This window comes from Microbacterium sp. GW821-FHT01D02, from assembly GCF_059422585.1.
Genome location: NZ_JBWKXB010000001.1, coordinates 1,001,068 through 1,027,007 on the forward strand (window position 1 = coordinate 1,001,068; position 25,940 = coordinate 1,027,007).

The 25,940-nt window shown below is 71.3% G+C and carries 25 protein-coding genes; 11 read left to right on the forward strand and 14 right to left on the reverse strand.

All coding sequences use genetic code 11. The features are described 5' to 3' along the window. Positions 1–7: 7 nt before the first annotated feature. Both AC07VM_RS04915 and AC07VM_RS04920 read right to left on the reverse strand, forming a co-directional pair. Positions 8–1,171, reverse strand: coding sequence for a Gfo/Idh/MocA family protein (locus tag AC07VM_RS04915; RefSeq protein WP_494910205.1), 1,164 nt, complete (start codon positions 1,169–1,171; stop codon positions 8–10). Between the two features lie 189 nt (positions 1,172–1,360). Then, entirely contained in the window at positions 1,361–2,317 is a 957-nt protein-coding gene (locus AC07VM_RS04920; RefSeq protein ID WP_494910747.1) for a LacI family DNA-binding transcriptional regulator, read from the reverse strand. A 175-nt stretch (positions 2,318–2,492) separates the two neighbouring features. Here AC07VM_RS04920 and galT point away from each other — a divergent pair, with 175 nt between their 5' ends. Genes galT through galE form a run of 3 tightly spaced genes read left to right on the forward strand, consistent with a single transcriptional unit; the run spans position 2,493 to position 5,912 of the window. Next, entirely contained in the window at positions 2,493–3,695 is a 1,203-nt protein-coding gene (gene galT / locus AC07VM_RS04925) for a galactose-1-phosphate uridylyltransferase (protein ID WP_494910206.1), read from the forward strand. Beyond that, positions 3,692–4,885 (forward strand): galactokinase, encoded by a 1,194-nt coding sequence (galK, locus tag AC07VM_RS04930; RefSeq protein ID WP_494910207.1) that lies wholly within the window; start codon positions 3,692–3,694, stop codon positions 4,883–4,885. Before galT ends, galK begins: the two co-directional genes overlap by 4 nt. Before the next feature lie 46 nt (positions 4,886–4,931). Then, entirely contained in the window at positions 4,932–5,912 is a 981-nt protein-coding gene (gene galE, locus AC07VM_RS04935; RefSeq protein WP_494910208.1) for a UDP-glucose 4-epimerase GalE, read from the forward strand. Between the two features lie 3 nt (positions 5,913–5,915). On the opposite strand, the gene AC07VM_RS04940 is transcribed toward galE, so the two are convergent. Genes AC07VM_RS04940 through AC07VM_RS04950 form a run of 3 tightly spaced genes read right to left on the reverse strand, consistent with a single transcriptional unit; the run spans position 5,916 to position 9,357 of the window. Then, positions 5,916–7,241, reverse strand: coding sequence for an MFS transporter (locus AC07VM_RS04940; RefSeq protein WP_494910209.1), 1,326 nt, complete (start codon positions 7,239–7,241; stop codon positions 5,916–5,918). Further along, positions 7,238–8,167 carry a polysaccharide deacetylase family protein gene (locus AC07VM_RS04945; protein ID WP_494910210.1) on the reverse strand — a complete coding sequence of 310 codons (930 nt, stop codon included), beginning with the start codon at positions 8,165–8,167 and terminating at the stop codon, positions 7,238–7,240. Before AC07VM_RS04945 ends, AC07VM_RS04940 begins: the two co-directional genes overlap by 4 nt. 41 nt (positions 8,168–8,208) lie before the next feature. Then, entirely contained in the window at positions 8,209–9,357 is a 1,149-nt protein-coding gene (locus AC07VM_RS04950; RefSeq protein WP_494910211.1) for an ROK family protein, read from the reverse strand. Between the two features lie 597 nt (positions 9,358–9,954). Between AC07VM_RS04950 and AC07VM_RS04955 the strand changes: the two genes are divergently transcribed. Together AC07VM_RS04955 and AC07VM_RS04960 are read left to right on the forward strand one after the other, a co-directional pair. Continuing rightward, a complete protein-coding gene (locus AC07VM_RS04955) occupies positions 9,955–10,620 on the forward strand; it encodes a M23 family metallopeptidase (RefSeq protein WP_494910212.1) in 666 nt (221 codons plus the stop codon). Positions 10,621–10,664: 44 nt separating this feature from the next. Next, entirely contained in the window at positions 10,665–11,192 is a 528-nt protein-coding gene (locus AC07VM_RS04960; protein ID WP_494910213.1) for a GNAT family N-acetyltransferase, read from the forward strand. Positions 11,193–11,271: 79 nt separating this feature from the next. On the opposite strand, the gene AC07VM_RS04965 is transcribed toward AC07VM_RS04960, so the two are convergent. Continuing rightward, positions 11,272–12,723: a gamma-aminobutyraldehyde dehydrogenase gene (locus AC07VM_RS04965; RefSeq protein WP_494910214.1), complete on the reverse strand. Its 1,452-nt coding sequence runs from the start codon at positions 12,721–12,723 to the stop codon at positions 11,272–11,274. A 99-nt stretch (positions 12,724–12,822) separates the two neighbouring features. Here AC07VM_RS04965 and AC07VM_RS04970 point away from each other — a divergent pair, with 99 nt between their 5' ends. From AC07VM_RS04970 to AC07VM_RS04980, 3 genes are read left to right on the forward strand one after another with little or no spacing between them, the layout of a single operon-like run. Next, on the forward strand, positions 12,823–13,290 hold the full coding sequence (locus AC07VM_RS04970; RefSeq protein ID WP_267416047.1) for an Lrp/AsnC family transcriptional regulator: 468 nt from the start codon (positions 12,823–12,825) through the stop codon (positions 13,288–13,290). A gap of 28 nt (positions 13,291–13,318) precedes the next feature. After that, positions 13,319–14,722, forward strand: a complete 1,404-nt coding sequence (locus AC07VM_RS04975; RefSeq protein WP_267416048.1) for an NAD(P)/FAD-dependent oxidoreductase — start codon at positions 13,319–13,321, stop codon at positions 14,720–14,722. Beyond that, positions 14,719–15,066, forward strand: a complete 348-nt coding sequence (locus AC07VM_RS04980; RefSeq protein WP_494910215.1) for a cupin domain-containing protein — start codon at positions 14,719–14,721, stop codon at positions 15,064–15,066. Before AC07VM_RS04975 ends, AC07VM_RS04980 begins: the two co-directional genes overlap by 4 nt. On the opposite strand, the gene AC07VM_RS04985 is transcribed toward AC07VM_RS04980, so the two are convergent. The 3 genes from AC07VM_RS04985 to AC07VM_RS04995 are packed head-to-tail and all read right to left on the reverse strand — an operon-like array spanning position 15,054 to position 18,654. Beyond that, the gene (locus AC07VM_RS04985) at positions 15,054–15,806 is read right to left on the reverse strand and encodes a phosphatase PAP2 family protein (RefSeq protein ID WP_494910216.1); all 753 of its coding nucleotides are present in this window, start codon (positions 15,804–15,806) and stop codon (positions 15,054–15,056) included. The two genes, AC07VM_RS04980 and AC07VM_RS04985, sit on opposite strands and share 13 nt — an antisense overlap. Further along, positions 15,803–17,314: a carboxylesterase/lipase family protein gene (locus AC07VM_RS04990; RefSeq protein ID WP_494910217.1), complete on the reverse strand. Its 1,512-nt coding sequence runs from the start codon at positions 17,312–17,314 to the stop codon at positions 15,803–15,805. The genes AC07VM_RS04985 and AC07VM_RS04990 overlap by 4 nt, the downstream gene beginning before the upstream one ends. A gap of 29 nt (positions 17,315–17,343) precedes the next feature. Beyond that, a complete protein-coding gene (locus AC07VM_RS04995; protein WP_494910218.1) occupies positions 17,344–18,654 on the reverse strand; it encodes an MFS transporter in 1,311 nt (436 codons plus the stop codon). Between the two features lie 148 nt (positions 18,655–18,802). Here AC07VM_RS04995 and AC07VM_RS05000 point away from each other — a divergent pair, with 148 nt between their 5' ends. Beyond that, complete coding sequence (locus tag AC07VM_RS05000; RefSeq protein ID WP_267416055.1) at positions 18,803–19,372, forward strand: TetR/AcrR family transcriptional regulator; 570 nt, start codon at positions 18,803–18,805, stop codon at positions 19,370–19,372. An 84-nt stretch (positions 19,373–19,456) separates the two neighbouring features. Here the strand turns inward: AC07VM_RS05000 and AC07VM_RS05005 are convergent, their stop codons facing one another. From AC07VM_RS05005 to AC07VM_RS05025, 5 genes are all read right to left on the reverse strand, one after another. After that, positions 19,457–20,392: a DNA-methyltransferase gene (locus AC07VM_RS05005; RefSeq protein ID WP_494910748.1), complete on the reverse strand. Its 936-nt coding sequence runs from the start codon at positions 20,390–20,392 to the stop codon at positions 19,457–19,459. Between the two features lie 56 nt (positions 20,393–20,448). Continuing rightward, complete coding sequence (gene lplAB, locus AC07VM_RS05010) at positions 20,449–21,498, reverse strand: lipoate-protein ligase LplAB (protein ID WP_267416056.1); 1,050 nt, start codon at positions 21,496–21,498, stop codon at positions 20,449–20,451. Positions 21,499–21,536: 38 nt separating this feature from the next. Further along, positions 21,537–22,328: a DUF1684 domain-containing protein gene (locus AC07VM_RS05015; protein WP_494910219.1), complete on the reverse strand. Its 792-nt coding sequence runs from the start codon at positions 22,326–22,328 to the stop codon at positions 21,537–21,539. A gap of 124 nt (positions 22,329–22,452) precedes the next feature. Beyond that, the gene (locus tag AC07VM_RS05020) at positions 22,453–23,304 is read right to left on the reverse strand and encodes an alpha/beta fold hydrolase (protein WP_267418601.1); all 852 of its coding nucleotides are present in this window, start codon (positions 23,302–23,304) and stop codon (positions 22,453–22,455) included. A 36-nt stretch (positions 23,305–23,340) separates the two neighbouring features. Next, positions 23,341–24,078, reverse strand: coding sequence for a copper homeostasis protein CutC (locus AC07VM_RS05025; RefSeq protein WP_494910220.1), 738 nt, complete (start codon positions 24,076–24,078; stop codon positions 23,341–23,343). Between the two features lie 80 nt (positions 24,079–24,158). Between AC07VM_RS05025 and AC07VM_RS05030 the strand changes: the two genes are divergently transcribed. Further along, on the forward strand, positions 24,159–24,599 hold the full coding sequence (locus tag AC07VM_RS05030; RefSeq protein WP_494910221.1) for a MarR family winged helix-turn-helix transcriptional regulator: 441 nt from the start codon (positions 24,159–24,161) through the stop codon (positions 24,597–24,599). A 5-nt stretch (positions 24,600–24,604) separates the two neighbouring features. After that, on the forward strand, positions 24,605–25,939 hold the full coding sequence (locus tag AC07VM_RS05035; protein ID WP_494910749.1) for an MFS transporter: 1,335 nt from the start codon (positions 24,605–24,607) through the stop codon (positions 25,937–25,939). Position 25,940 lies beyond the last annotated feature (1 nt).

Here is a 25,940-nt window from a genome sequence, read left to right on the forward strand (position 1 = left end):
GTGCGCCTCAGTCCAGGGCCAGAGGCTCGAGTGCGACCTTGCGGCCCTCGGCGCTCGACGTCAGCCCGGCCTCGGCGAACTGCACGCCCCGGGCGCCGGCGAGGAGGTCGAACGGGTAGTCGGTGCCCTCGACGTAGGACACCAGGTACTCCTCCCACTGCTGGCGGAAGCCGTTGAGGAACACGTCGTTGGTCGGCACCTTCTGCCAGTCGGCGTCGTAGTCGCGGGTGTCCTCCAGGTCGGGGTTCCACACCGGCTTCGGGGTGGCGTTGCGGGGCTGGATCTTCGCGCCGAACAGGCCGACCACCGCGGAGCCGTGCGTGCCGTCCACCTGGAACTCCACGAGCTCGTCGCGGTTGACGCGCACCGTCCAGCTCGAGTTGATCTCGGCGATGATGCCGCCCTCGATCTCGAAGATGCCGTACGCCGCATCCTCGGCGGTGGCGGTGTAGTGCTCGCCCTTCTCGTCCCAGCGGTCGGCGATGTGCACGGCCGCCTGGGCGTAGACGCTCTTGACCTCGCCGAACAGGTTCTCGAGCACGTAGTTCCAGTGCGGGAACATGTCGGTGATGATGCCGCCGCCGTCTTCCGTGCGGTAGTTCCAGCTCGGGCGCTGTGCGGGCTGCCAGTCGCCCTCGAAGACCCAGTAGCCGAACTCGCCGCGCACCGAGAGGATGCGGCCGAAGAAGCCGGAGTCGATCAGGCGCTTGAGCTTCTGCAGACCCGGGAGGTAGAGCTTGTCGTGCACGACGCCGGTCTTGACGCCGGCCTGCTGGGCGAGACGCGCGAGCTCGAGCGCCTCGTCGAGCGACTCGGCGGTGGGCTTCTCGGTGTAGATCGCCTTGCCGGCCGCGATGGCCTTGCGGATGGCGGTGGCGCGGGCCTTGGTCACCAGGAAGTCGGCGTAGATCTCCCACTGCGGGTCGGCGAGGGCGGCATCGAGGTCGGTCGTCCAGTCCTCGATCCCGTGCTTCGCGGCCAGTTCGGCGAGCTTGGCCTCGCTGCGCCCGACGAGGATCGGCTTCACGGTGATGCGGGAGCCGTCGGGGAGCTCGATGCCGCCCTCCTCGCGGATCGCGAGGATCGAGCGCACCAGGTGCTGCCGGTATCCCATGCGCCCGGAGACGCCGTTCATGATGATCCCGATCTCGCGGGTGGTCGGCTGTGCCATGGTGTTCCGTTTCTCTCGCGGGAAGCTGTCCGCGCTCCATGTGTCCGGCAGGCCGGACCTCGAGTGGAAAGCGCTTTCCGTGATCTTGCCACGAGACACCACCCGCTCGCAACCACCGCCCACCCGCGCCCCGGCGCCCCGGCGCCCCGGCGCAGCCACGGGTGTGAGGTCAGCCGGTCGAGACCCGGTTCAGCGCACGGCGGTGCTGGCGCGCTCGACGAGGGCGGTCGGGACGACGGCAGACCCCTCGGCCTCCGGCGCACCCTCGATGGCGCCGACCAGTGCGGACACCGCGCGATGGGCGAGCGCGGTGAAGTCCTGGCGGATCGTGGTCAGCGGGGGGCGGTAGTTCGCGGCGTCGGGCACGTCGTCGAAACCGATCACGCCGACGTCCTCCGGCACACGGCGGCCGGCATCGGCGAGCGCGCGCAGCAACCCCAGCGCCATCTGGTCGTTGGCGCAGAAGACGGCGGATGCGTCGGCCAGCACTCCCCCGGCGGTGAACCCGGAATCGGCGCTCCAGTCCCCCCGGACGACGACGGGCGGACGGATGCCGGCGGCCGCGAGGGCCTCACGCCATCCCCGCTCCCGCTCGGCGGCGGCGAAGGAGTCGGCCGGACCGGCGAGGTGGTGCACGGTCGCGTGGCCGAGCGCGAGGAGCCGCTCCGTGGCCGCGGCCGCACCGCCGGCGTGGTCGCTGTGCACCGAGGTGAATCCGGCATCGGTCGGCGCATCCACCACGACCAGGCGCAGCCCCGGCGGCGTCTCGGTCCCGGGGACGAGCGCCGACGCCTCGTTCAGCACGATCGCGCCGTCGACCTCCTGCTCCGCGAGTCGCTCGAAGGCCTCGGCGACGCCGTCGGTCGCCGTGACCAGCGTGAGGGCGTATCCGCGTTCGGCGGCGGCCTCGGCCGTGGCCTGCAGCATCCGGGAGTTCCCGACCGTGGCGAGAGTCGTGACGACGAGCCCGATCGTCTGGGAGCGGCCGGTGCGCAGGGCCCGGGCCGCACGATGCGGGCGGTAGCCGAGCTCGGTCATCGCGGCCTCGACGCGGGCTCGAGTGTCGGGGTCGACCCGCGGGCTGTCGTTCACGACGCGCGACACGGTCTGTCCCGAGACCCCCGCACGGGCGGCGACCATGGCCATCGATACGCGTCCGGATGCCGGACGGCGACGGCCGGACATCGACCCCTCGCCTCCGTCGCGTTCGCTCTCGGCCACGCTCCTCCTCCGTCCGCGGCCCCGGTCGCTCATCGCGCGTGATCCCGGAGCCACTTTCTCCGTGTTGACGTTATCACGGCACTGTGCGTACCATGTTTACGTGAACACGCACGATCTCCCCGAGCTGCGCTCCGAGCCCCTGGGCGCCGGCGTCGTCCGACGCGCCACCACCCTCGCCGACGGCCGCGACCTGATCTACTACGACGATCCCGGGACCGCACTCGGAGCCGAGCGCGCCGTCGACGCCCGCACCCTCGACCCCCGGCCCGAGACGGCCACGATGCGCCTCGATGTGCTCACCGGGGACTGGATCACCGTCGCCGCCAACCGCCAGAACCGCGTCATGATGCCCAGCGCCGACGCCGACCCGCTGGCCCCGCAGACACCGGGCAACCCCTCCGAGGTGCCGTCGCGCTACGACGTCGCGGTCTTCGAGAACCGCTCCCCCGCGTTCGGCCCTGCGCTCGCCGAGGCCGTGGGCACCGCGCCGCAGGCGGCGAACGCCCCGCGTGGCCTCGACGACCTGGCCGCCCTCGGCCTCGGCCGCACCCGCACCTCGGTCGGACGCTGCGAGGTCGTGTGCTTCAGCCCCGAGCACTCGGGATCGTTCGGCACGCAGTCCGTGACCCGCGCGCGCACCGTGATCGAGGCGTGGGCCGACCGCACGGCCGCGATCTCGCAGCTGCCGGGGATCGAGCAGATCTTCCCGTTCGAGAACCGCGGCGAGGCGATCGGCGTCACCCTCCCGCACCCGCACGGCCAGATCTACGCGTACCCGTACGTGACCCCCCGCACCACCCGCCTGCTGGAGTCGATCGACCGGACCGCACCCGACCTGTTCCAGCGCATCCTGGAGTCGGAGCAGGCATCCGAGCGCGTCGTGTTCCGCGGCGAGCACTGGACCGCCTTCGTGCCCTTCGCCGCTCGCTGGCCGCTCGAGGTGCACCTGATGCCGCACCGCCACGTCCCCGACTTCGCCGAGACCACCGAGGCCGAGCGAGACGAACTCGCGCCGCTGTACCTGCGGCTGCTCCGGGGCGTCGACGCCCTCTACGACTCCCCGACCCCGTACATCGCCGCCTGGCACCAGGCGCCCGTGCACGTCGGCCGCGACACCGTTCGCCTGCACCTGCAGCTGACGAGTCCGCGACGCGCCGCCGACAAGCTGAAGTTCCTGGCCGGCTCCGAGGCCGCGATGTGGGCGTGGGCCGCCGAGGTGCCGCCGGAGCTGGGCGCCGCACGCCTCCGCGAGGCGATCGAACGCGCGTCGCAGGACCCGACCGCCGAAGGAGCCTCCGCATGACCGCCGCCCACGACGCCGCCCGGGCGCTGTTCACCGACCTCACCGGCCGCGAGCCCGACGGCCTGTGGTCGGCCCCCGGACGGGTCAACCTCATCGGCGAGCACACCGACTACAACGACGGCTTCGTGCTCCCGTTCGCGATCCCGCAGCGCACGGTCGCCGCCGTCGCCCTGCGCGACGATCACCGCGGCCGGGTCCTGGTCGGCTCGACCTTCGCGTCGGAGCCGGTCGAGGTCGGCCTCGACGAGCTCGACCGGCTGTTCCCCACCGCGGTCGGCGCCCACCCGGCCGTTCCGGAGTGGGCCGCCTACCCGCTCGGGGTCGCCTGGGCCCTGCGCCAGGCGGCGGAGGACGCGAGCGGATTCGGCGGACTCGACATCGCGATCGCCTCCGACGTGCCCGTGGGCGCGGGGCTCTCCTCCTCCGCCGCGATCGAGGGAGCGACGGCATCCGCCCTCGACGAGCTGTGGGGCACGGGCCTCGACGGCACGGCCCTGGCCCGCATCGGACGCCGTGCCGAGAACGAGGCCGTCGGGGCGCCCACCGGGATCATGGACCAGATGGCGTCGATGCTCGGCGAGCCCGACACGGCGATCTTCCTCGACTGCCGCTCCCTGGAGACCGAGCTCGTGCCGCTCGGCGTCGCGGAAGCCGGACTCGCGATCCTCGTGATCGACACCCGCGTGAAGCACGCCCACTCCACGGGCGGCTATCGCGAGCGCCGGGCATCCTGCGAGCTCGGCGCCTCGATCATGGGCGTGCCCGCACTGCGCGACGTGACGGTCGCCGATCTGCCGCGCGCGCAGGAGCTGATGGACGACGTGACGTTCCGTCGGGTGCGCCACATCGTCACCGAGAACCAGCGCGTGCTCGACACGGTGCAGGTGCTCCGGGAGCAGGGCGTGCGCGCGGTCGGCGACCTGCTCGTCGCCTCGCACGCGTCGATGCGCGACGACTTCGAGATCTCGACCCGCGAGCTCGACACCGCGGTCGACACCGCCCTGGCCGCGGGCGCGCTCGGTGCTCGCATGACCGGCGGGGGCTTCGGCGGGGCCGCGATCGCCCTGATCGAGCAGGACGCCGTCGACGCCGTGTCCCACGCGGTGACCACGGCGTTCGCCGCAGCCGGGTTCGACGCGCCGCTGCTGTTCACCGTCACGCCGTCCGCCGGCCCGCGCCGCGACGCCTGACAGAATGAAGGGTCGAGCCGCCATCGCCGCGGCAGGAGAGGAACGCATGTCCTGGATCGTCACCGGCGGCGCCGGCTACATCGGCGCCCACGTCGTCCGCGCGCTCGCGGATGCCGGGCTCACCCCCGTCGTGCTCGACGACCTCTCCAGCGGCGTGCCGTCGTTCGTCCCCGAGGGCGTGCCGTTCGTGCAGGGCAGCATCCTCGACCGCGCCCTCGTCGAGAAGACGCTCCGCGACCACGACGCCGAGGGCGTCATCCACGTCGCCGGGTACAAGTACGCCGGCGTCTCGGTGCAGCGCCCCCTGCACACGTATGCGCAGAACGTCGAGGGCACCCGGATCATCCTCGAGGCGATGGAGGCCGCCGGGGTCTCGAACATCGTCTTCTCGTCGTCGGCCGCGGTGTTCGGCACCCCCGATGTCGCCCTCGTGGTCGAGGACACCGCCAAGAAGCCCGCCAGCCCCTACGGCGAATCGAAGCTCATCGGCGAGTGGCTGCTGCGCGATCAGGCCATCGCGACCGCCGAGTCGGAGCGTCCGCTGCGCCACACCTCGCTGCGCTACTTCAACGTGGTGGGCTCGGCCGACCCGACGGTGTACGATGTCAGCCCGCACAACCTCTTCCCGATCGTCTTCGAGGCGCTCATCGCGGGCAGGACCCCCAAGATCTTCGGCGACGACTACGCCACCGAAGACGGCACGAACGTGCGCGACTACGTGCACGTGGGCGACATCGCCGCCGCTCACGTCGCCGCGGCGCAGCGCCTCGCCGGCGGCCAGCCGATCGAGGCCGCCTACAACCTCGGCTCCGGCGACGGACTCAGCGTGAAGCAGATCATGGATGCCGTCGCCCGCGTCACCGGCATCGACTTCACACCCGAGATCGGACCGCGCCGCCCCGGCGACCCCGACCGCATCGTCGCGACCGGCGAGCTCGCGGCCCGCGACCTCGACTGGACCATGCGCTACACGGTGGACGAGATGGTGCGCACGGGGTGGGAGGCGCGGCAGGCCGCGCAGTCGTAGTCGTCAGAGGTCGCGGGCGCGGATCGGGTAGAGCCAGAAGCAGAGCCACGCGAGCGCGGTGAAGCAGAGCGGCACCACGGCGAGCATCAGGCGGATGGCGCCGTCGACACCGTCCGGCTGGGCGTCGTCCAGCGTCGCGTCGAAGCCGGACGACGTCAGCACCACCGCGGCGACGATCGCCTGCAGCACCACGGACCCGCGCACCACGAAGCCGTTCACACCGAAGTACGCCCCTTCCCGGCGGTGCCCGGTGCGCACGGCATCCTCGTCGATGATCTGCGCGAGCATCACCTCGAGCAGCTGCAGCAGACCGCCCACGCCCACACCGACCGCCACACCGACCAGGGCCGCGCCCAGCACATCCGCCGGCGCGAGGTACCCGAGCACCGCGACGCCGAACACGGCCACGCTCCACAGCACGGCGGTGCGCGGGGAGGTGCGACGCACGACCGCGCTCCAGAGCACGATCGAGGGGATCGCGGTGACGAAGATGGCCCCGAGCAGGAGGCTGCCCTGCCCCTCGGGGGCATGCAGCGAGTACCGCACGTAGAACGGGATGGCCGCGAGGATCACGGCGATCGAGGTCTGCACGAACAGCGAGCCGAGCACGTACGGCACGAAGGCGCGGTTGCGGAACGTGTACTTCAGCTGGTCGCCCCAGCGCATGGCCTCCGACGCCGCCTCGGGCACGCGGCGCTCGATCATGCCGCCGAAGAACGACCAGACGAGGAGCACCAGGCACACGCCCCCGAGCACCAGCGCCATGCCGGGCCAGCCGAGCGCGCTGTAGAGGGCGGGCGCGCCGGCCGTGCCCAGCACCATGCCGAGGATCGCGAAGATCTGCCGCGGCACGTTGCCGCGGGCGCGCTCCTCCGTGGTGCGGAAGATCTCGGGGAACAGCGCGGAGATGTTCAGCACCACGACCACGAACGCGATGTCGTACACGGCCACGACGACGAGGAACCAGACGATGAGGCCGGCGACCGGGAGCTCGGGCGGCATCCAGACCAGCGCGAACGCCACGACGAGCGGCACGATGCCCAGGCCGATCCACGGGATGCGTCGACCCCACGGGGTGCGCAGCCGGTCGGAGAGCGCGCCGACCACGGGGTTCAGCAGCGCGTTCAGGATGCCGTGGGCGATCATCGCCACCGCCACCCAGCCGGCCGGCACCGCGAGGTGCGAGACGTAGAAGTAGACGACGAAGGCCGAGAAGGTCTGCGCCATGAGCTGCGTCGGGAACCCCGATGCGCCGAACGCGATCGTCTGCGCCCTGGTCGGGGCCGCGTCCAGACGACGGTCGCGGACGCGCTCGCGCAGAGACGTCATCGAGCGTCCCCGCGCTGCAGGTCCCGGAGGTCGCGCCACCCGATGCGCACGAGCGACTCGTCCTCGATGGCCTGCAGCACGGCGGGATCGCTCAGCAGGCGCAGCTCGTACCCGCGCTTCGCCGCGCTGAAGTCGACGGCCGCACGGAGCTCGTCGTCGTCGACCATCGGATGCAGGTAGATCTCGGTGACCCCGGCGGGCACGGCGCGCAGCAGCGCGATGAACCCGTCGCGCATCTGCTCGTAGGTCTCCTCCTCCGAGGTGCCCTCCCTCAGGAGCTCGAACGGATGCGACCAGAGCCGGTCGATGATCTCGACCCCGAACGCGGCGGCGGCGGCCGCGGACTCGTCGAGCTTGCCCTGCAGCGCGGGCTCCTCCCCCACGCCGTCCATGCTGCGGGGCAACCGGAAGGGAAGCCCGTGGCGCGCAGCCAGCTCGAACACCGGGCGGAGGAAGTCGCGACCGGTGACGAGCCCGTAGACCGAGCCCATGTGGTTGTCGAGGTGCGTCACGTCGACACCGGCGTCGAGTGCGGCCTGCAGCTGGGCGGCGAGCTCGGCGGCGACGTCCTCGTCGGACGCGGCGCGCTCCACGGACGCCACATCGACGGGGAAGAAGCCGGCCGCGTCGACGAGGGTCGTCGCCGTGCCGGTCAGCGGGCGCCAGCGGTAGCGCGCCCACTCGCTCGTGAGCACGAGGTGCACGCCCACGTCGAGGTCGGTGCGGGATGCGGCGAAGGCGAGGACCTCCGGCGACCACGAGCACGGCACCATCACGGTCGTCGAATCGATCCGGCCGGCGTCGAGCAGCTCGACGATGGCCGTGTTCGCCGCGTGGCACATGCCGAAGTCATCCGCGTTGAGGATGATCGCCCGGGCGCCGGGGGCGAGGCCGAGGCGATCGGCGAGGTCGGAGGGTGCGGTCATCGGAGGCTCCTGTCGGGAAGGAACAGCGGGGCGGACGGGGGTCAGCGACCTGTCTTGGGCGCTGGGGTGAGGATCCGGGTGAAGAGGGCGACGCGGAGGGCGGAGGCGGCCTCGCCGACCGCGCCCACGAGCGGGGCCTCGGGGCCGAACGACGACACGAGGAACCGCAACGGCAGCTGGGCCGCGTACTGGTCGGCGATGCTCCGGATGGCCTCGACGAGCGCCGGGTGCGCGGCTTTGCCGCTCAGGATGAACGCCTCGGGATCGAGCACGAGCCCCACGCTGCCGGCCACGAGCACGATGCGTCGGCCGATCTCGGCGACGATCCGGAGCGCGGCCTCGTCCCCGCCCGCGGCGGCTTCGAGGTGATCCGCCAGCGAGGCGTCGGCGTCGCAGCCCTCGCCGAGCGCGAGATCGCCGACGACGGCGTCGCTCACGATGGGGGCGCCGATCGGGAGGGGGGTCTGCGGAAGGTACATGACCTCGCCGGCGACCCCGGAGAATCCCCGGTGCAGTGCCCCGTCGATCACGATGCCCGCCCCGAGTCCGTCGTCGAGGAGCAGCAGCGCGAAGCTGGCGAGGTCACCGCCCGCACCGCCGGTGAGCTCGGCGAGCGCGGCGAGGTTGACGTCGTTCTCGATGCGGACGGGGCAGTCGAGGGCCGCGGCCAGTGCCGCGCGGAACGCCCCGCCGTCGGGACCGAGGTCGTCGCGGATGCCGCCGTCGGCCGTGACGATGCCGGGGACGCCGACGACCGCGAGGTGCACGGCGCCCTTCCCCGCCTTGAGCGTGCGACGGCAGCGGTCGACGAGGTCGACGATGTGCGCGACGCGCTCCTCGGCGGGCGGCAGAGCAGCGTGCTGCTCCGCTCGCACGACCCCGCTGGCGTCGACGAGGACGACATGCGCGGCGTGGTGGTCGATGTGCACGGCAGCCGCGTATCCCAGCCGCGGATGGAGGGCGACGCGACCGGCGGCCGGCCCGCGCGTCTCCCGGTCGACGCCCGCGGAGGCGACGGCTCCCGCCCCTTCCAGCATCCGCAGCACCTGGGTGACCGCGGTGCGCGACAGGCCCGTGGCGGACATCAGTTCCGCGCGGGTCTGGGGACCGCTGCGTGCGAGGGATTCCAGGATCGCGCGACCGTTGAGCGTGCGCAACAGACCCTGAGGTCCCGCGAGTGGTCTGGACATGTTCTCCCCGAGATCTGGTCCGTGCGCCGATGCCCGCTCAGCATGCCACATCAGGTCGCACTCGTCGACACTTCGAGTCATACCCATCGCTCGATTTGACGCTCCCCCGTCTCGCCGTTTACATTACAGATCGGTAACGGCGGCATTCGGGGGGATCGACCGCCGCCCGCACCTGCTCTCCCCCGGAAGGATCCCGTCACGAATTCCCTGCCACCCGAGCGCGCGCACGACGCCTCGGACGCTCCCGCCGAAGTCCCTGACTCACCTCGCCCGCTGCTGCGGCGCGACCTGCGTCGATCGACCACCACCGACGCTCAGAGTCCCCACGCGGCGAGCACGCCGGATGCCGCTGCCGCTCGCCCGGCCCAGCCGCAGCCCCAGGACCAGCCGCAGCCCCAGGCCCAGGCGCAGGACCAGCCGCAGGCGCAGGACCAGCCGCAGCCTCAGACGGCCGACGAGCCCCGCCCGCAGCCCCCGCGCGGCCGCCCCCTGCCCTCCGCCCCGCGCACGGCAGCCCGCGCTCGGATTCGCCCCCGCCGACCGCAGCGTCCGTGGGCGCGGGCCAAGGCCCTCGGCGCCACCTTCGCGGTCGGTGCGATGGTCGTCGGAGCCGTTCTTCCCGCGCTGAGCCCGGTGGCCGGCCAGGTCGCCGCCGCCACCGCCAGCATCACCGCCGCGGACGGCGTCGCGCAGTCCTACACCTCGACCGACGAGATCCAGGCCGAGATCGCTCCGCGGGGAAGCTTCTCCGCGACGACGCCCGAGGAGATCACGGAGACCCGCAACCGCGCGGCCGCGGCCGCGATCGCTGCCGGCATGCCTCTCGGCAGCGCGATCGAGATCCCGGTCGCCGATCGCATCGTCATGCCGATGGCGGCGGGGACCTACACGTTCACCGACGGCTTCGGCGCCTCGCGGCCGGGCCGCTCGCACCTCGGCCAGGACTTCGCCGCGCCCGTGGGAACGCCGATCAACGCCGCGATGAAGGGCTGCGTCTCCCGTTCCACCGAGAGCTACCAGGGCTACGGCGTGACGATCCAGATCGAGAGCATCGTCGACGGGCAGGCCGTCAGCACGGTCTACTCGCACCTGAACTACGGGACCCGTGCGGTCGAGGTCGGAGAGTGCGTCGACGAGGGCCAGTACATCGGCGACGTCGGATCGACCGGGTACGTGTTCGGCTCGTGCCTGCACTTCGAGGTGCACATCAGCACGGTGCCCGTCGACCCCATGCCGTGGCTCAAGAAGAACGTGAACGCCTGACCGCACGACCCCCGCTCCGCCTCCGCGATCCCTAGGGTGGAGGGATGAGCCCGATCGTGGTCCGCGACGCCCGTGTCGACGACGCCGACGAGGTCGCCGGCGTGCACGTCCGCTCCTGGCAGGCGGCGTACCGCGGGCTCATCGACCAGGCCGTGCTCGACGGCCTCTCCGTCGAGCAGCGCGCCGAGTCCTGGCGCGGCTTCGTCGCCGCCCCGCTGCCGACCGGTCTCGGCATCCTCGTCGCCGTCCGCGACGATCACGTGGTCGGCTGGACCTCGTTCGGCTCCGGGCGCGACCCCGACGGCCTGTCCGACGGGGAGGTCTACGGCATCTACGCCGACCCGACCGCGTGGTCGACGGGCGCCGGGCACGCACTGCTCGAAGCCGCCGAGCAGCGGATCGCCGCCGCCGGGCACGACCGCGCCTACCTGTGGGTGCTCGACGGGAACGACCGCGCCGACACCTTCTACGCCCGCCACGGGTGGGAGGAGGACGGTGCCATCAAGATCGAGGAGCGCCCGCAGATGACCCTGCGCGAGCACCGTCGCGTGAAGGACCTGCGGCGCCGCTGATCCTGCCCGCTGGTCCTGCGCCGTTCGCCACGGCACCGCACCCCACGGCGCCGCACCCCACGGCACCGCACCCCACGGCTCAGTCGAGCGCGGTCATCACGTGCTTGATGCGGGTGTAGTCGTCGAACCCGTACTGCGAGAGATCCTTGCCGTAGCCGGAGTGCTTGAAGCCGCCGTGGGGCATGTCCGACACGAACGGGATGTGGGTGTTGATCCACACGCAGCCGAAGTCGAGGTCACGGGAGAACCGCATCGCCCGCGCGTGATCGGTGGTCCACACCGACGAGGCGAGCGCGTAGGGCACGTCGTTGGCCATCTGCAGCGCCTCCTCATCCTCGGAGAACGCCTGCACGGTGAGCACCGGGCCGAAGATCTCGCCCTGCACGACCTCGTCGTCCTGCCGCACGCCCGACACGATCGTGGCCTCCCAGAAGTAGCCCTGGTCGCCCTGGCGCCGTCCGCCGGTCTCGATCTTCGCGTGCGCGGGGAGACGATCGATGAAGCCCTGCACCTGGGCGAGCTGCGCCGCGCTGCTCAGCGGCCCGTAGAGTACGCCCTCCTCCCGCGGGCCACCCGTGCGGGCGTGCGTCTTCACCCTGGCGACCAGCGCCTCGACGAGCTCGTCGTGCCGCGACGCATGCACCAGCACGCGCGTGGCGGCGGTGCAGTCCTGCCCGCCGTTGAAGAACGCGCCCGTGATGATGCCGTCGACGGCCTTCTCGATCGAGGCGTCCGCGAACACGATCGCGGGCGCCTTCCCGCCGAGCTCGAGGTGCACGCGCTTGACGTCGTCCGCCGCCGACCGCGCCACCGCCATGCCGGCTCGGACGGAGCCCGTGATGGCGACCATCTGCGGCGTCGGATGCTCCACCAGCGCGACACCCGTGTCCCGATCCCCGAGCACCACGTTGAGCGTTCCGGCCGGTGTGTGCAGGGCGACGATCTCGGCGAGCAGCAGCGTCGTGAGCGGCGTGGACTCCGCAGGCTTGAGCACCACGGTGTTCCCGGCGGCGAGCGCGGGGGCGATCTTCCACACCGCCATGTTCAGCGGATAGTTCCACGGGGTCACCTGCCCGATCACGCCGACCGGCTCGCGGCGCACGAAGGAGGTGTGCCCGGCGAGGTACTCCCCCGCGGCGCGACCCTCGAGACTGCGCGCGGCACCGGCGAAGAAGCGCAGCTGGTCGATCGACTGCATGATCTCGTCGGCGACGAGGCTGCCGCGCGGCTTGCCCGTATCCTGCGACTCCAGGTCGGCGAACTCCTCGGCCCTGGCCTCCATCTCGTCGGCGATGCGGAACAGCGCGAGCTGACGATCGGCGGGCGTGGTGTCCCGCCAGAGCGGGAAGGCGGCGGATGCGGCGGCATAGGCGTCATCCACATCGCCGCGCACGGAGAGGGGCAGTTCGCCGTACGTCTCCTCCGTGACCGGGTCGATGAGCGGCAGGCACCCCTCGCCGGTCGCGGGCACGGAGCGGCCGCCGATGAAGTTCTGCAGCGGGGCGGAGTTCTTCAGAAGGTGACTAGGCATGGCGTCATCGTAGCCTCATCCGTGCGGAATCTGTAGATCTGGTTCTTTCAAACGACTGATTCGGTTGCCATTACGCACTTCTACTGGCAATATCGACACATGAGCACGAAATCTCCGCAGCCTGCCCTGGACGACATCTCGAAGCGGATCGTCGAGCTCCTGCAGGAGGACGGTCGTCGCCCCTATGCCGAGATCGCCCGCGAGGTCGGGCTCAGCGAAGCCGCGGCCCGCCAGCGCGTGCAGCGGATGACGGAAGCGGGCATCATCCAGATCGTCGCGGTCACCGATCCGATGCAGCTCGGCTTCCACCGCATGTCGATGATCGGCATCCGCGTCTCCGGCGATCCGCGGGCGATCGCCGAGGAGCTCACCACGATCCCCGAGCTGGCCTACGTCGTCGTCACCCTCGGCACCTTCGACATCCTCGTCGAGGCCGTGTGCGAGAGCGACGAGCACCTGATCGACCTCATCGCCACGCGCATCCGGACCATCCCCGGCGTCGCGCACACCGAGAGCCTGCTCTACGCGGGGCTCTACAAAGACCTCTACAACTGGGGAACGCGCTGAGGCGCGCCCCGCTCACATCGGAGTGAACATGGGCACCACCGTCTTCGAACGCCGGCAGCCGCCGCAGTCCGTCATCGACGATTCGCTGCGGGGCACCGCGCTCCGCGTGTTCTGGCTCGACGACGTCGATCGGCCGACGCACCCGCCCCTGAACGGCACCGTGCGCGCCGACCTCGCCATCGTCGGCGGCGGATACGCCGGTCTCTGGACCGCCGTGCGCGCCAAGGAGCGCGACCCGGAGCGTCGCGTCGTGCTGCTGGAGGCCTCGCGCATCGCCTGGGCGGCATCCGGCCGCAACGGCGGCTTCTGCGAGTCGAGCCTCACGCACGGACACGAGAACGGCGTGAACCGGTGGCCGGAGGAGATCGATCACCTCGAGGAGCTCGGCCACGCGAACCTCGACGGCATCGAGGAGACCGTCGCGCGCTACGGCATGGATGCGGAGTTCGAGCGCACGGGCCAGCTGGCTGTGGCCGTCGAGCCGCACCAGGTGGAGTGGTACCGCGACGAGCCGGGCTTCCTCGACCAGGAGGCGGTGCAGGCCGAGGTTCATTCGGAGACGTTTCTCGCGGGCGACTGGGACCGCGAGGGCTGCGCGATGGTGCACCCCGCCAAGCTCGGCCTGGAACTCGCCCGCGTGGCCGCCGACCTGGGCGTCGAGATCCACGAGCACAGCCTGGTGCGCGGCATCGAGGGTGACGGGTCCGGTCCGATCACGCTGGTCACCGCGAACGGTCGGGTGATCGCGGATGCCGTGGCCCTCGGCACGAACGTGTTCCCGTCGCTCCTCAAGCGCAACCGCCTGATGACGGTGCCGGTGTACGACTACGTGCTGATGACCGAGCCGCTCTCGGACGAGCAGCTGGCATCGATCGGCTGGTCGAACCGTCAGGGCCTCGCCGACAGCGCGAACCAGTTCCACTACTACCGACTCACCGGCGACAACCGCATCCTCTTCGGCGGCTACGACGCGATCTACCACTTCGGCGGCAAGGTGCGTGCGGAGTACGAGGACCGCATCGAGAGCCACCGTAAGCTCGCCTCCCACTTCTTCACGACGTTCCCGCAGCTGGAGGGCCTGCGCTTCACGCACCGCTGGGCCGGGGCGATCGACTCGTCCAGCCGCTTCTGTGCGTTCTTCGGCACCGCGCGCAAGGGGCGCGTGGCCTATGCGACGGGGTTCACCGGACTGGGCGTGGGGGCTGCGCGCTTCGCGGCCGACGTCATGCTGGACAAGCTGTCCGGCGAGGAGACCGAGCGCACCGAGCTGCGGATGGTGCGCGAGAAGCCGATCCCGTTCCCGCCCGAGCCCGCGGCCTCGATCGGGGTCAACCTCGTGCGCGCGGCCATGAACCGGGCCGACCACAACGAGGGCAGGCGCAACCTCTTCCTCAAGACGCTCGACGCCGTCGGCATGGGCTTCGACTCGTGAACGGCCTCGCCGCGGGGGCCGGAGTGGATGCCGGCGCGCTCGTCCTCGCACACGAGCTGCTGCCGGCGGACGAGGTGCTCGCCGGCGCGCCCACGACCGCCGTGCACGAGCTGGCGACGCTCGGCGGCATCGAGGTGGGCATCTGGGAGATGACGCCCGGCACCGCGACCGACACCGAGGCCGACGAGGTGTTCGTCGTGCTGTCCGGCCGCGCCACGATCGCGTTCGCCTCGTCCGGCCTGCCCGACCTCGAGGTCGGCCCCGGCTCGGTGGTGCGCCTCGCCGAGGGCATGCGCACCACCTGGACCGTCACCGAGACCCTGCGGAAGGTCTACGTCGCCTGACGCGCTCGGGTCCGCAGGAACCACACCCGGCGCTCCTGATCGCGTCGCAGCCACGGCAGGAACGCCCACCACAGCAGCAGCGCCACCGCGGCCCCGCCGATCAGCCCCGCGCACGTGTCGGTGAACCAGTGCGCGTTGATGAGCGTGCGCTGCCACACCATGCCGACCGCGAGGAGCACGCCGAGCACGATCCAGATCCGGCGCACCCAGACCGCGGAGGCCGGGATGAGCGCGAGCACCGTGAGGACGAGCGCCGCCATGCTCACCGAGTGGCCGGACGGGAAGGACCCGTGATCGACCTGCACGAGCGGCCCGAAGAGCCCCGCCGCCGTGTCCTCGGCCGGACGCGGCCGGTCGACGAGGTTCTTCGTGAGCTGCGACAGGAGTCCGGGACCGGCGAGCTGCACGGCGAGCACGAACAGCGCGGAGCGCCAGCGCCCGATCAGCACCAGCGCGAGCGGGAGCAGGATCATCATGAGCACCGCACCGGGCAGCTGCCCGAGGTGCTGGAACATCTGCGCTACCGCGAAGCCGGGGAGCGTCGACTCGGGCCCCACGCCGATGCCGCTGCGCCACAGATCGTCGAGCCCCTGCGACCACGGCGCCTCCGGGGCGACCACCACGCCGACGGCGAGAGCCGCGAACACCGCGAGCAGCCCCACCGCGGTCCACAGCATCCATCGAGGGCGCAGCACAGCCACCGGCCGGGTCTCGTTCCCGACCGCGAACGCCGTGGTCACGACACAGATCCCAGCAGCGGGCGCACGGACGCGTAGGCGTCGGCGACGTCGCGCGTCGGCACGTCGTAGACCCGTGCGATGCCCTTCGTCCCCTGATGGCGCGGCCAGCCGGGGTCGCCCCCGGCGATGAAAGCGACCGCGGCGCCGTGCACCTCGTCGGCCAGCTCCTGCGGCGGGTTCGCGCCCGCGAGCGGCTCGATCGACGGCCCGTCGAGGCAGTCGAAGAAGAACGGCACGTCGAGGCAGTGCTCGGCGAAGCCGAAGTGCCCGGACGGCCACGAGAACCGGTACAGCCAGGTGGGCGCGGTGCCGCGGTCGGCCACGACCTTCAGCAGCGCGGAGCGGAACATCCGGTCCGTCAGCAGTCGACCGCCGATCCTGGCGTTGCCCAGCCCGGTGATGTCGGCGTTGGCGGCGAGATACGCCTTCCGCACGCTCTTCGGCAACCCGAGCTTGTTCAGCAGGAGCGACCGCGGCACCCAGCGCAGCTTCTTCTCGGAGCCCGAGAACACCATCGTGAACTCGTCGTCGGTCGCCCCGAGGACGAGCGGCTTGTCGGCCCCGACCCCGGCGGAGAGCGACTCCCGCGTGGGACGCGGCAGCAGGTCGCCGTCGACCGCCGGGCCCAGGGGAAGACCGTCTTCGACGACGCTCCCGAGGGAGTTCGGCCCGAGCTCGGTCGCCTTCTTCTGCAGGTCGAGGATGCGCTCCTCCGTCAGGGAGGAGAACCCGGCGACGGTCGGCGAGACCCCCGCCGCGGCGGCGAGTCCGCGCCCGAACGCCGCGGCCCGTGCGGGGGACACATCGGCGAGGGCGCCCGAGATCGCATAGACACCGTGGAACAGGTGCTGCGCCTTCTCCATGCCGAGCAGGGTCAGCACGGCACCACCGCCGGCGGACTGCCCGGCGATCGTGACCCGCGAGGGGTCGCCGCCGAACTCGGCGATGTTCTGCTGCACCCACTCCAGCGCCAGCAGCCAGTCGCGCACGCCGCGGTTGGAGGGAGCATCCTCGATCCATCCGAAGCCGTCGAAGCCCAGGCGGTACGAGAGCGAGACGGTCACGACGCCGTCGCGGTTGAAGTTGCGGCCGTCGTACCAGGGGCTCGCCGGAGAGCCGGCGAAGTACCCGCCGCCGTGGATCCAGACGAGCACCGGGAGACCGGTCCCCTGCTCGGCGCGGACGGGGTCCGGCGTGAAGACGTTCACGTTGAGCGTGGAGTCGCCCTCGACGCTCGGCTCGGGGATGAGCGTCACGCCGGGGTCTCCGCGCTGCGCCGTGGCGGCGAACTCGAGCGCGTCGCGCACTCCCGTCCACGGCGCCTTCGGCACGGGAGCCTGGAAGCGCAGCGGGCCGACCGGAGCCTCGGCGAACGGGATGCCGAGGAAGGCCGCCGACCGCGGATTCCCTCGCCCTCCCGTGGTCGGACGCCAGCGGCCGCGCACGGTTCCGGCGGCGGTGGCCACCTCGACGAAGTCGGCGGTCGTGTCGAAGTCGGTATCGGTCATCACAGCATTCTCCTGGTCGTTCCTGGTCATCAGCGCACTCCCTTGATCGGCGCGGTCGCGACGGCGGCGAGGATCACGAACACGATCGCGAAGACGAACAGCATCGCGTAGCCGCCCATCGTGCTGATGATCAGCAGCGCGATCGACGGACTCATCGCCTGCGGGATGTTCGTGGCCACGTTGAGGATGCCGAGGTCCTTCGCCGCCGCCCCGCTCGCGTTCGGCAGCACCTCGGTCATGAGCGCCGCATCCACCGCCATGTAGACGCCGAAGCCGATGCCGTTGATGACGCTCATCACGATCATCCCCGTCATGTTCGGCATGACCAGCGGCATCACGAAGCCGATGGCCATGATGACGGAGGACACGTAGATGAAGACCTTGCGGCGGCCGACCTTGTCGCTCCACCAGCCGGACACCCCGATCGCGAGCAGCGTCGGCACGAACGCCACGAGGGTCAAGGTGAGCACCGCGCCCTGCGCCTCGGGAAGCGAGAGGCCGATGTACTTCTGCAGCATGTAGAGCTGATAGGTCGAGACGACGAAGTAGCCGAGGATCAGCAGGAAGCGCGCGGCGAACGCCCACGCGAAGTCGGGGTGCTTGCGCGGGTTCACCCAGAACCCCTTGAAGAACGCACCCCACGCGAACGGCTCGACGGCCGCATTCTTCGACGACCAGTCGCGGTTGACGACGACGAAGAGCACGGTCGAGACGATCACGACGACGCCGAACACGGAGTACGCGACACCGAACTGCGCGGCGAGCGCGCTCGCGATCATCACGCCGATCATCCCGCCGACCTGCATGCCGATGCCGAGCATCGCGCTCGCTCCGCCGCGCTTCGAGCGCGGGAAGCGGTCGGCGGTGATCGTGGTCAGCGGCGCCTGGAGGAAGTTCAGGGCGACCTGGATGACGACCCAGAACACCGTGATCCAGACGAGCTGGGTCAACGACCCCATCCCCAGCAGCAGGATGCCGCCGATGAGCGACCCTGCGAGCATCCACGGTGCGCGCCGACCGAGGCGGGAGCGGGTGCGGTCGCTGAGGGCGCCGGCGAGCGGCTGCGCGAAGAGCGTGAAGATGAACGACACCGTGGTGACGATCGCGAGGTTGGCTTCTTGGCCTTCCTCGCCGAAGATCACCTGGATCTGGGTGGGGAGCAGGATGCCGAGCAGGCCGGCGTAGCTCGCGAACAGCGTGAGACCCGCGATGAGCATGCTCGGCAGGAGGCGCTTGTTCGCCGGCGGACTGGCGGCGGGTTCGCCTGCGGCCGGTGGTTCGGTGGCGATGACCCCGGTGGCGGCGATCTCGGTCGCCGGGTCGAGAGGGGGAAGTGACATGTCGGCTCCTCGTTGAGCGGAATGGGGTTAATACCAAACGCTGTTCGGTATTCATCCGACATGCTGACAGATGACTCGCCGTCCTCGCAAGCCATTCACGAACGTTGTTTGGTTTTCGTGATCTCGCCGTGACGGATACCCTGGTGCCATGGCGACACGAGGGGCATACGCGAAGGGCGTCGCCAAGCGCGAGGAGATCCTCCAGGCCGCCCTCACCGTCGTCGCCGAGCACGGATACCGCAAGGCCTCCGTCCGTGAGATCGCCGATGCCGCGGGCCTCAGCCCCGCGGGCCTCCTGCACTACTTCGGCTCGAAGGAGGAGCTGTTCGTCGCGATCCTCCGCGCCCGAGACGACCGCGACGAGCAGGAGTACGCAGGCGAAGACGCCTCCGCGGCCTTCCTCGCGGTGATGCGCCACAACGCCTCCGTCCCCGGACTCGTGCAGCTGTACGCGCAGCTCGCCGCCGAGGCGGGAGACCCCGCGCACCCCGCGCACACCTACTTCCGCGAACGCACCGAGCGGGTCGAGGCCCTCACCCGCGCCCAGGTCGTGGAGGACCAGGAGGCCGGCCGGATCCGGGCCGACGTCGACCCCGCCTGGGTCGTGCGCACGCTGCACGCACTGGCCGACGGACTCCAGGCCGCGTGGATGCTCGATCCGTCGCTCGACATGGTCGCCGAGATCGAGCAGTTCCTGGTGCTGCTGCGCCCCGACTGACGCACGCTCGGACTGACGGACGCCCGGACTGACGGACGCTCCGTCTCGCGAGACCCGCGGGAGGACCGAGGCCGTGGGAGCGGCTCAGTCGAGCGTCTTCGCCACGGCGTGCGGCATCCGCGCCCGCATCACCCGGACGGCCTCGGGGCTGTCGTCGACGAGCACGGCGTCGCGACCGAGCGCCGAGGCGACGGCCCCGGTCGTACCGCTGCCCGCGAAGAGGTCGAGCACCCGATCCCCCGGACGGCTGGACGCGGCCACGATGCGGCGCAGGATGCCCTCGGGCTTCTGCGTGGGGTAGCCGGTCTTCTCCCGCCCGGTCGTGGGCACGATCGTGTGCCACCACACGTCGGTCGGCAGCTTGCCGCGCGCCGCCTTCTCCGCGGTCACGAGTCCGGGCGCCATGTACGGCTCGCGGTCGACCGCCTCGGAATCGAACACGTACTCCCGCGGGTTCTTCACGTAGACCAGGATCGTGTCGTGCTTGGTGGGCCAGCGGCGCCGCGACTTCGCACCGTAGTCGTACGCCCAGATCAGCTCGTTGAGGAAGCAGTCGCGCCCGAACACCGCGTCGAGCATGACCTTCGCGTAGTGCGCCTCCCGGTAGTCGAGGTGCAGGTAGAGCGTCCCGTCGTCGGCGAGCAGCCGCCAGGCCTCCTCCAGCCGCGGCATCAGGAACGCGCCGTAGTCGTCGAAGCGGTCGTCATAGGCGCGCAGCATCCCACGCACACGCTCGTACGCGTGGCCGTGGAAGCCGTGCCGCACCTCGGTCTCGGGCTCGGACGCGGGGGCAGCAGGCTCCCCCTCCGGCGCGGGCTCCCCCTCCGGCGCGGGCTCCGCGTCCGGCGCGAGCATCCGCCGTGCCGTCACCACCTGCCGCTCCTGCGTGCGGCCGGTGTTGAACGGCGGATCGAGGTAGACGAGGGTGAACGAACCGGAGGGCAGCGTCGCGGCGACCGCGAGGTTGTCGCCCTCGATGACCGTGACGGCCCCCGGCACGATCGGCGCGATCACGGGCACGGCACCCGACTCGACCGCGTCGCCTGCTCCGGTCCGAGGATCAGCGTCCGGCGCCGTCACGGCACCCGATGCAGCCACGCCTCGGTGGCGAACTTCGACGCGACCAGCGCCTCCGCATCGGCGTACTCGTCGGCCGAGACGGTCCCGGTCTCGGCGTCGGTCAGCGATCGGAAGGTGTCCTTGAAGCGCTCGATGATCTCGGCGCGCTCGAGCCCGGTCTGCGTGCGCAGCGGGTCGACGCGCTTGGCCGCCGAGGTGGTGCCCTTGTCGCTGAGCTTCTCGCGTCCGATGCGCAGCACCTCGGTCATCATCTGACCGTCGATGTCGTACGACAGGGTCGCGTGGTGCAGCACTCCGCCGTTGGCGAGGCGCTTCTGCGCGGCGCCGCCGATCTTGCCGGTCGGGCTCGCGATGTCGTTGAGCGGCTGGTAGACCGCGTCGATGCCGAGCGAGCGCAGCGCCTGCAGCACCCAGTCGTCGAGGAAGGCGTAGGAGTCGGCGAACGTCATGCCCGCCACCAGCGAGGCCGGCACGTAGAGCGAGTACGTGATGATCTGCCCCGCGGCCATGAGCATCGCCCCGCCGCCAGAGATGCGGCGCACCACGTCGAACCCGTGCCGTGCCGCCCCTTCCGGGTCGACCTCGTTGCGATACGACTGGAACGACCCGATCACGACGGCGGATTCGTCCCACTCCCAGATGCGCAGGGTCGGGCGTCGCCGTCCCTCGCCGACGCGCGAGGTGAGCACCTCGTCGAGGGCGAGGTTCATGCGCGGCGAGACCGCCTTGTCGTGCACGATCTCCCAGTCGAAGTCGCGCCACCCCGGGGCGGTCACGAGGGCCCGGCGCACGGCGGTGCCGACGGCCTCGGGCGAGAAGCCGAGCAGCTGGGCGCCGTCGGGCAGCGCCCCGCGGACCGCGGCCGCGATCGCCGTGGCATCCGACTCCGCCGGCAGGCCGTTCACCGCGGCGTCGATGTCGTCGAGCGCCGAGTCGGGCTCGAGGAAGAAGTCGCCGGCGAGGCGGAAGCGGGCGATGCGGTCGTCCTCGATCTCGAGGTCGACGACGACGAGCTTTCCGCCTGGAACCTTGTATTCACCGTGCACGGTTCCAGCTTAAGCCGCGCGGGCGCCGATCCGGCGGGTCAGCCGCCGAGCACGACCACACGCTCACCGGCGCGGATCGGCGTCGAGTACCGATTCCCGGGCGGCGGGAGCGGGCAGATGAACTGGTCCGAGAACGCGCACGGCGGCAGGTACGCCCGGTTGAAGTCGATGACCGCGGTGCCGTCGTCGGCCGGCTCGTCCACCGGGAGGAAGCGGAACCGGTACGTCTCGAGCCCGTTCGTGCCGTCGGCGAAGACGGCGTTCAGCACGCCCTGCCCGTTCCTGGTCACCGTCAGGGTGTGCGGCGACCCGGCGAGCTCGAACCGCAGGCGTCCCGCGACCGGCGTCTCCCGCGCATCGCCGTCGACCGCCGTGATCACGATCTGCTCGTCCGGCGTCTCCTCGAAGATCGCGGGCAGGCGCCAGCGCTCATCGGGCGCGTAGGCGTCGATCGCGGTGAACCACTCGCGCTGCGGACGCGCCGGATTCAGCACCCGCAGCGCGAGCGTGCCGTGTCGTTCGAACACCCGCAGCTCGCGGCGACCGAGTCGGATGCTCTCGCCGCCGCGCAGCGTGACGGTGGAGCCTGCCTGCCCGAGCTCGCTGCCACGGATGCCGCCGTCGCCGGTCAGCGCCCAGAGACCGGGGATGCCGTCGACCGCGGCCGCCTCGGTGATGAGCCAGTTCGTCGACTCGAGCGCCGACGGACCGTACTCGGAGCCCGCATAGCGCTCGCGCGCGGCGTGCCAGTCCTGCCAGTCCTTCACGAAGCTCATCGGAGCGGGTCCTCCCTTGCGAGGGCACCGCACCGCGGGGCTCTCCTCGCTCATGCGCGGAATGTTGCCCCGAATCTACGGGCGCCATCCGGGCCGCGAGGCCGCTGCGTCACACGCCTTCACCGCGCGTAACGCCGCGTCACACCAGCGCCTCCGGGAGGGAGGGAGGGAGCGCGTCTCAGCGCGCGGGGATGTGCTTGTCGAGCCAGGCCAGCACGTCGGCGCGCACCTCGTCCTGCTGCAGCTCGTTGAAGATCTCGTGACGCGCGTCCGGGTAGACCAGCGTCGTGACGTCCGTCAGCCCGGAACGGCTCCGGTACTCGTCGGCGAGCTTGTGCACGCTGCGCGGGCCGCCCACCGGGTCGTCGCGTCCGACGAGCAGGAGCAGCGGGATGTCGTGGCCCAGGTCCTTGGCCGGGCGCCCGTAGAGTCGCGCGGCCTCGATCGGGCCGAAGAGCTTGAGCAGCGGTTCGTCGGTGGTCAGCGGGTCCTCGTCGAAGGAGGTCCACACGGCGGGGTCGCGGCTGAGCCACTCGAACCCGGTCGCGTCGTCGCCGGCCCACCGCGCGTTCAGCGGCGCCGCGTTGAGCGAACCCGGCATCCGCAGTGCGGAGCCGGAGAGGATCACCGCATCCCACGCCTCCGGGTGGTCGTTGACCAGCATCTGCGCCAGGAACGAGCCCCAGGAATGCCCGAGGAGCACGAGGGGCAGGTCGGGGTTCTCGTCGCGGATGATGCCGGTCAGCTGCCAGACGGCGTCCTCGGCCGCGCGCAGGCCGCCCTTGCCCAGACGGCCGAGCTTCTCGGGTCCGCCGTGCTGGCGGATGCCGGTGCGGCCGTGACCGCGGTGGTCGTCGGCGTAGACGGTGAAGCCGGCCTCGGTGAGAGCGCCGATCAGTGCTCCGTATCTTCCGGCGTGCTCGCCGACGCCGTGCAGGAGCTGCACGACTCCGCGGGGAGTCCCCGCAGCCGGATGCACGTCATAGACGATGGCGACGCCGTGGTGGTCGGTGAACTCGCGGGTATCCATCACGGTGCGAGCCTACCGACCGTGCGCGGCGGGCGGCTACCGCGCGACGGCATCCCGGATCGCGAACGCGATGTCGCGGTCGGTGACCTCGTAGCCGCCGACCCCGTCGGAGGCGGAGCCCATGCGCACGCCACCCTCTTCCGTGACGGCGCGCTTGGCCGAGAAGTGCAGGGCGTCGACCCCGGCCGCGGCGAGCACCGGGGCACTCGACACGTCGACACCGCTGCCGGCCATGATCTCGATCTCGCCTTCGGCCGCGGCGACAAGCGCCCGGAGGGTGTCGAGGCCGTCGATCGCGGCGGAGGCCCCGCCCGAGGTGAGGACGCGACGGAGTCCGAGCTCCCTGGCGCTGCGCAGCGTCGCGACCGGGTCGGCGGTCACGTCGATCGCACGGTGGAGCGTGGCGGATGCGCCGTCCGCGGCGTCGCGCAGCCGGGCCATCGCGAACAGGTCGAGACGCCCCTCGGCGTCGAGCGCCCCGATGACGACGCCGGAGGCGCCCGCGGCGATCGCCCGCCGCACGTCGCGTTCCGCGACCGCGAGTTCGTCCTCGTCGTAGTGGAACCCGCCCGCACGGGGGCGGATCAGCACGTGCACCTCGGGCCCGTCGGCGCCCGCCGCCTCGACGGCGAGTTCGAGCGTCGCCGGCGACGGGGTCAGCCCGCCGAGAGCGAGGGCCGTCGCGAGCTCGACGCGTGCGGCGCCGATCTCTGCGGCGATGCGCACTCCGGCGGGATCCTGCACGGCGATTTCGAGAGCAAGCGTTCGGGTCACCCCTCCATTGTGCCCGACCCCCTTCCCGCCCCTCGCGGCCCTTCCCCTCTCCTCCGAAAATTAGATAGGCTAACTAAGTAATGTCTGCGTCTGATGAATCCCTCCACCTCACCGCCACAGACCTGCGCATGGCCACCTTCCGCCTGGCCCGTCGACTCCGCTGCGCACGCGCCGCCGACTCGATGAGCGATGCGCAGCTGGCGGTGCTCGCCGACCTGCGCATGAACGGCCGCCGCACGATCTCCACCCTCGCCGAGCGCGAGCGGGTGACCGCCCCGTCGATGACCAGCACGATCAACGGCCTCGAGGAGCAGGGCTTCGTCGCGCGCACCCCCGATGAGGACGACCGCCGCCGTGTGCAGGTCGACATCACCGATGCCGGCATCTCGATCGTCGTCGAGACGATCCGCCGCCGCGACGAACTGCTCGCCGACATGCTGCGCGAGGTCGACTACACCGAGGACGAGCTCACCACGCTCCGCGAAGCGAGCGCCCTGATGCGGAGGGTGGTGGAACGATGAGCGCGATGTTCCGCTCCTTCGCCAACATCAACTACCGCATCTGGTTCGCCGGCGCCCTGATCTCCAACGTCGGCGGGTGGATGCAGGCCACCGCCCAGGACTGGGTCGTGCTCACCGAGCTGACCGACAACGACGCCACCGCGATGGGCGTCACCATGGCGCTGCAGTTCGGCCCTCCCCTCGTGCTGGTGAGCATGACGGGCTGGGTGGCCGACCGCTTCGACCGACGGCACATCCTGTTCGCCACGCAGTCGGCGCTGCTCGGGCTGGCCATCGCCGTCGGCGTGCTGCTGCTGAACGACCTGATGACGCTGCCGATGATGTTCGGCTTCGCGCTCGGCTTCGGCATCGTGAACGCCTTCGACGCCCCGGCACGGCAGGCCTTCGTGTCCGACATGGTCTCCACCGGTGACACGTCCAACGCGGTCGCCCTCAACTCGGCGTCGTTCAACCTGGCCCGCATGGTGGGTCCGGCCATCGGCGGCCTGCTGATCGTGGCGATCGGCTCCGGCTGGGTGTTCATCGTCAACGCGACGACCTTCCTCGCGATGCTCCTCGCGCTCCTCCTGATGCGGCGCAGCCTGCTCGCCCCGCGCATCAAGAGCCGCAACCGCGGAGGGCTCGCCGCCGGGTTCCGCTACGTGTGGGGGCGCAGCGATCTGAAGGTCGTGTTCGTGACGGTGTTCCTGATCGGCGCGTTCGGCATGAACTTCCCGATCTTCGCGTCGACCATGGCCCTCGAGTTCGGGGCCGGCGCCGACGGCTACGGCGTGCTCAGCTCCGTCCTCGCGATCGGCTCGCTCATCGGCGCCCTGCTCGCGGCACGGCGGGACCGGGCGCGCGTGCGCGTCGTCATCCTCGCCGCGGGCGGATTCGGCATCGCGGCGTTCATCTCCTCCGCCATGCCGAGCTACGCCTCCTACGCGGTCACCCTCACCTTCACCGGCTTCATGATCGTGACCCTGCTCACCACGGCGAACGGCTACGTGCAGATCACGACGGATCCCGCGCTGCGCGGACGCGTCCTCGCGCTGTACATGGCCGTCATCATGGGCTCGACCCCGGTGGGCGCTCCCATCGCCGGCTGGGTGGCCGACACGTTCGGTCCGCGCGCCGCGATCATGCTCGGCGGCACGGCCGGATTCGTCGCCTGCGCGATCGGTGTGATCTGGGTCGCGACGTCAGGACGACTCCGCCGCGACGAGAACCGCCGCTTCCTGCTCACGCTCGACGAGACGCGCCCGCTCCGTGTGATCGAGGTCGACCCGATCGAGTTCAGCGACGAGGCCGCCGTGACGACGCCGATCCGCACCGCCAAGAAGCACGGCCTCGAGGAGTGAC

Bases quoted from the DNA above. Each gene is read 5' to 3' on its own strand.
- AC07VM_RS04915 (WP_494910205.1), bottom strand. From the start codon at position 1,171: ATGGCACAGCCGACCACCCGCGAGATCGGGATCATCATGAACGGCGTC.
- AC07VM_RS04990 (WP_494910217.1), bottom strand. From the start codon at position 17,314: ATGACCGATACCGACTTCGACACGACCGCCGACTTCGTCGAGGTGGCC.
- AC07VM_RS04960 (WP_494910213.1), top strand. From the start codon at position 10,665: ATGAGCCCGATCGTGGTCCGCGACGCCCGTGTCGACGACGCCGACGAG.
- AC07VM_RS04955 (WP_494910212.1), top strand. From the start codon at position 9,955: ATGGTCGTCGGAGCCGTTCTTCCCGCGCTGAGCCCGGTGGCCGGCCAG.
- AC07VM_RS04945 (WP_494910210.1), bottom strand. From the start codon at position 8,167: ATGACCGCACCCTCCGACCTCGCCGATCGCCTCGGCCTCGCCCCCGGC.
- AC07VM_RS04995 (WP_494910218.1), bottom strand. From the start codon at position 18,654: ATGTCACTTCCCCCTCTCGACCCGGCGACCGAGATCGCCGCCACCGGG.
- AC07VM_RS04940 (WP_494910209.1), bottom strand. From the start codon at position 7,241: ATGACGTCTCTGCGCGAGCGCGTCCGCGACCGTCGTCTGGACGCGGCC.
- AC07VM_RS04920 (WP_494910747.1), bottom strand. From the start codon at position 2,317: ATGGCCATGGTCGCCGCCCGTGCGGGGGTCTCGGGACAGACCGTGTCG.
- AC07VM_RS05035 (WP_494910749.1), top strand. From the start codon at position 24,605: ATGTTCCGCTCCTTCGCCAACATCAACTACCGCATCTGGTTCGCCGGC.
- AC07VM_RS05030 (WP_494910221.1), top strand. From the start codon at position 24,159: ATGTCTGCGTCTGATGAATCCCTCCACCTCACCGCCACAGACCTGCGC.
- AC07VM_RS04965 (WP_494910214.1), bottom strand. From the start codon at position 12,723: ATGCCTAGTCACCTTCTGAAGAACTCCGCCCCGCTGCAGAACTTCATC.
- AC07VM_RS05015 (WP_494910219.1), bottom strand. From the start codon at position 22,328: ATGAGCGAGGAGAGCCCCGCGGTGCGGTGCCCTCGCAAGGGAGGACCC.
- galK (WP_494910207.1), top strand. From the start codon at position 3,692: ATGACCGCCGCCCACGACGCCGCCCGGGCGCTGTTCACCGACCTCACC.
- AC07VM_RS05020 (WP_267418601.1), bottom strand. From the start codon at position 23,304: ATGGATACCCGCGAGTTCACCGACCACCACGGCGTCGCCATCGTCTAT.
- galE (WP_494910208.1), top strand. From the start codon at position 4,932: ATGTCCTGGATCGTCACCGGCGGCGCCGGCTACATCGGCGCCCACGTC.
- AC07VM_RS04970 (WP_267416047.1), top strand. From the start codon at position 12,823: ATGAGCACGAAATCTCCGCAGCCTGCCCTGGACGACATCTCGAAGCGG.
- AC07VM_RS04975 (WP_267416048.1), top strand. From the start codon at position 13,319: ATGGGCACCACCGTCTTCGAACGCCGGCAGCCGCCGCAGTCCGTCATC.
- AC07VM_RS05000 (WP_267416055.1), top strand. From the start codon at position 18,803: ATGGCGACACGAGGGGCATACGCGAAGGGCGTCGCCAAGCGCGAGGAG.
- AC07VM_RS04950 (WP_494910211.1), bottom strand. From the start codon at position 9,357: ATGTCCAGACCACTCGCGGGACCTCAGGGTCTGTTGCGCACGCTCAAC.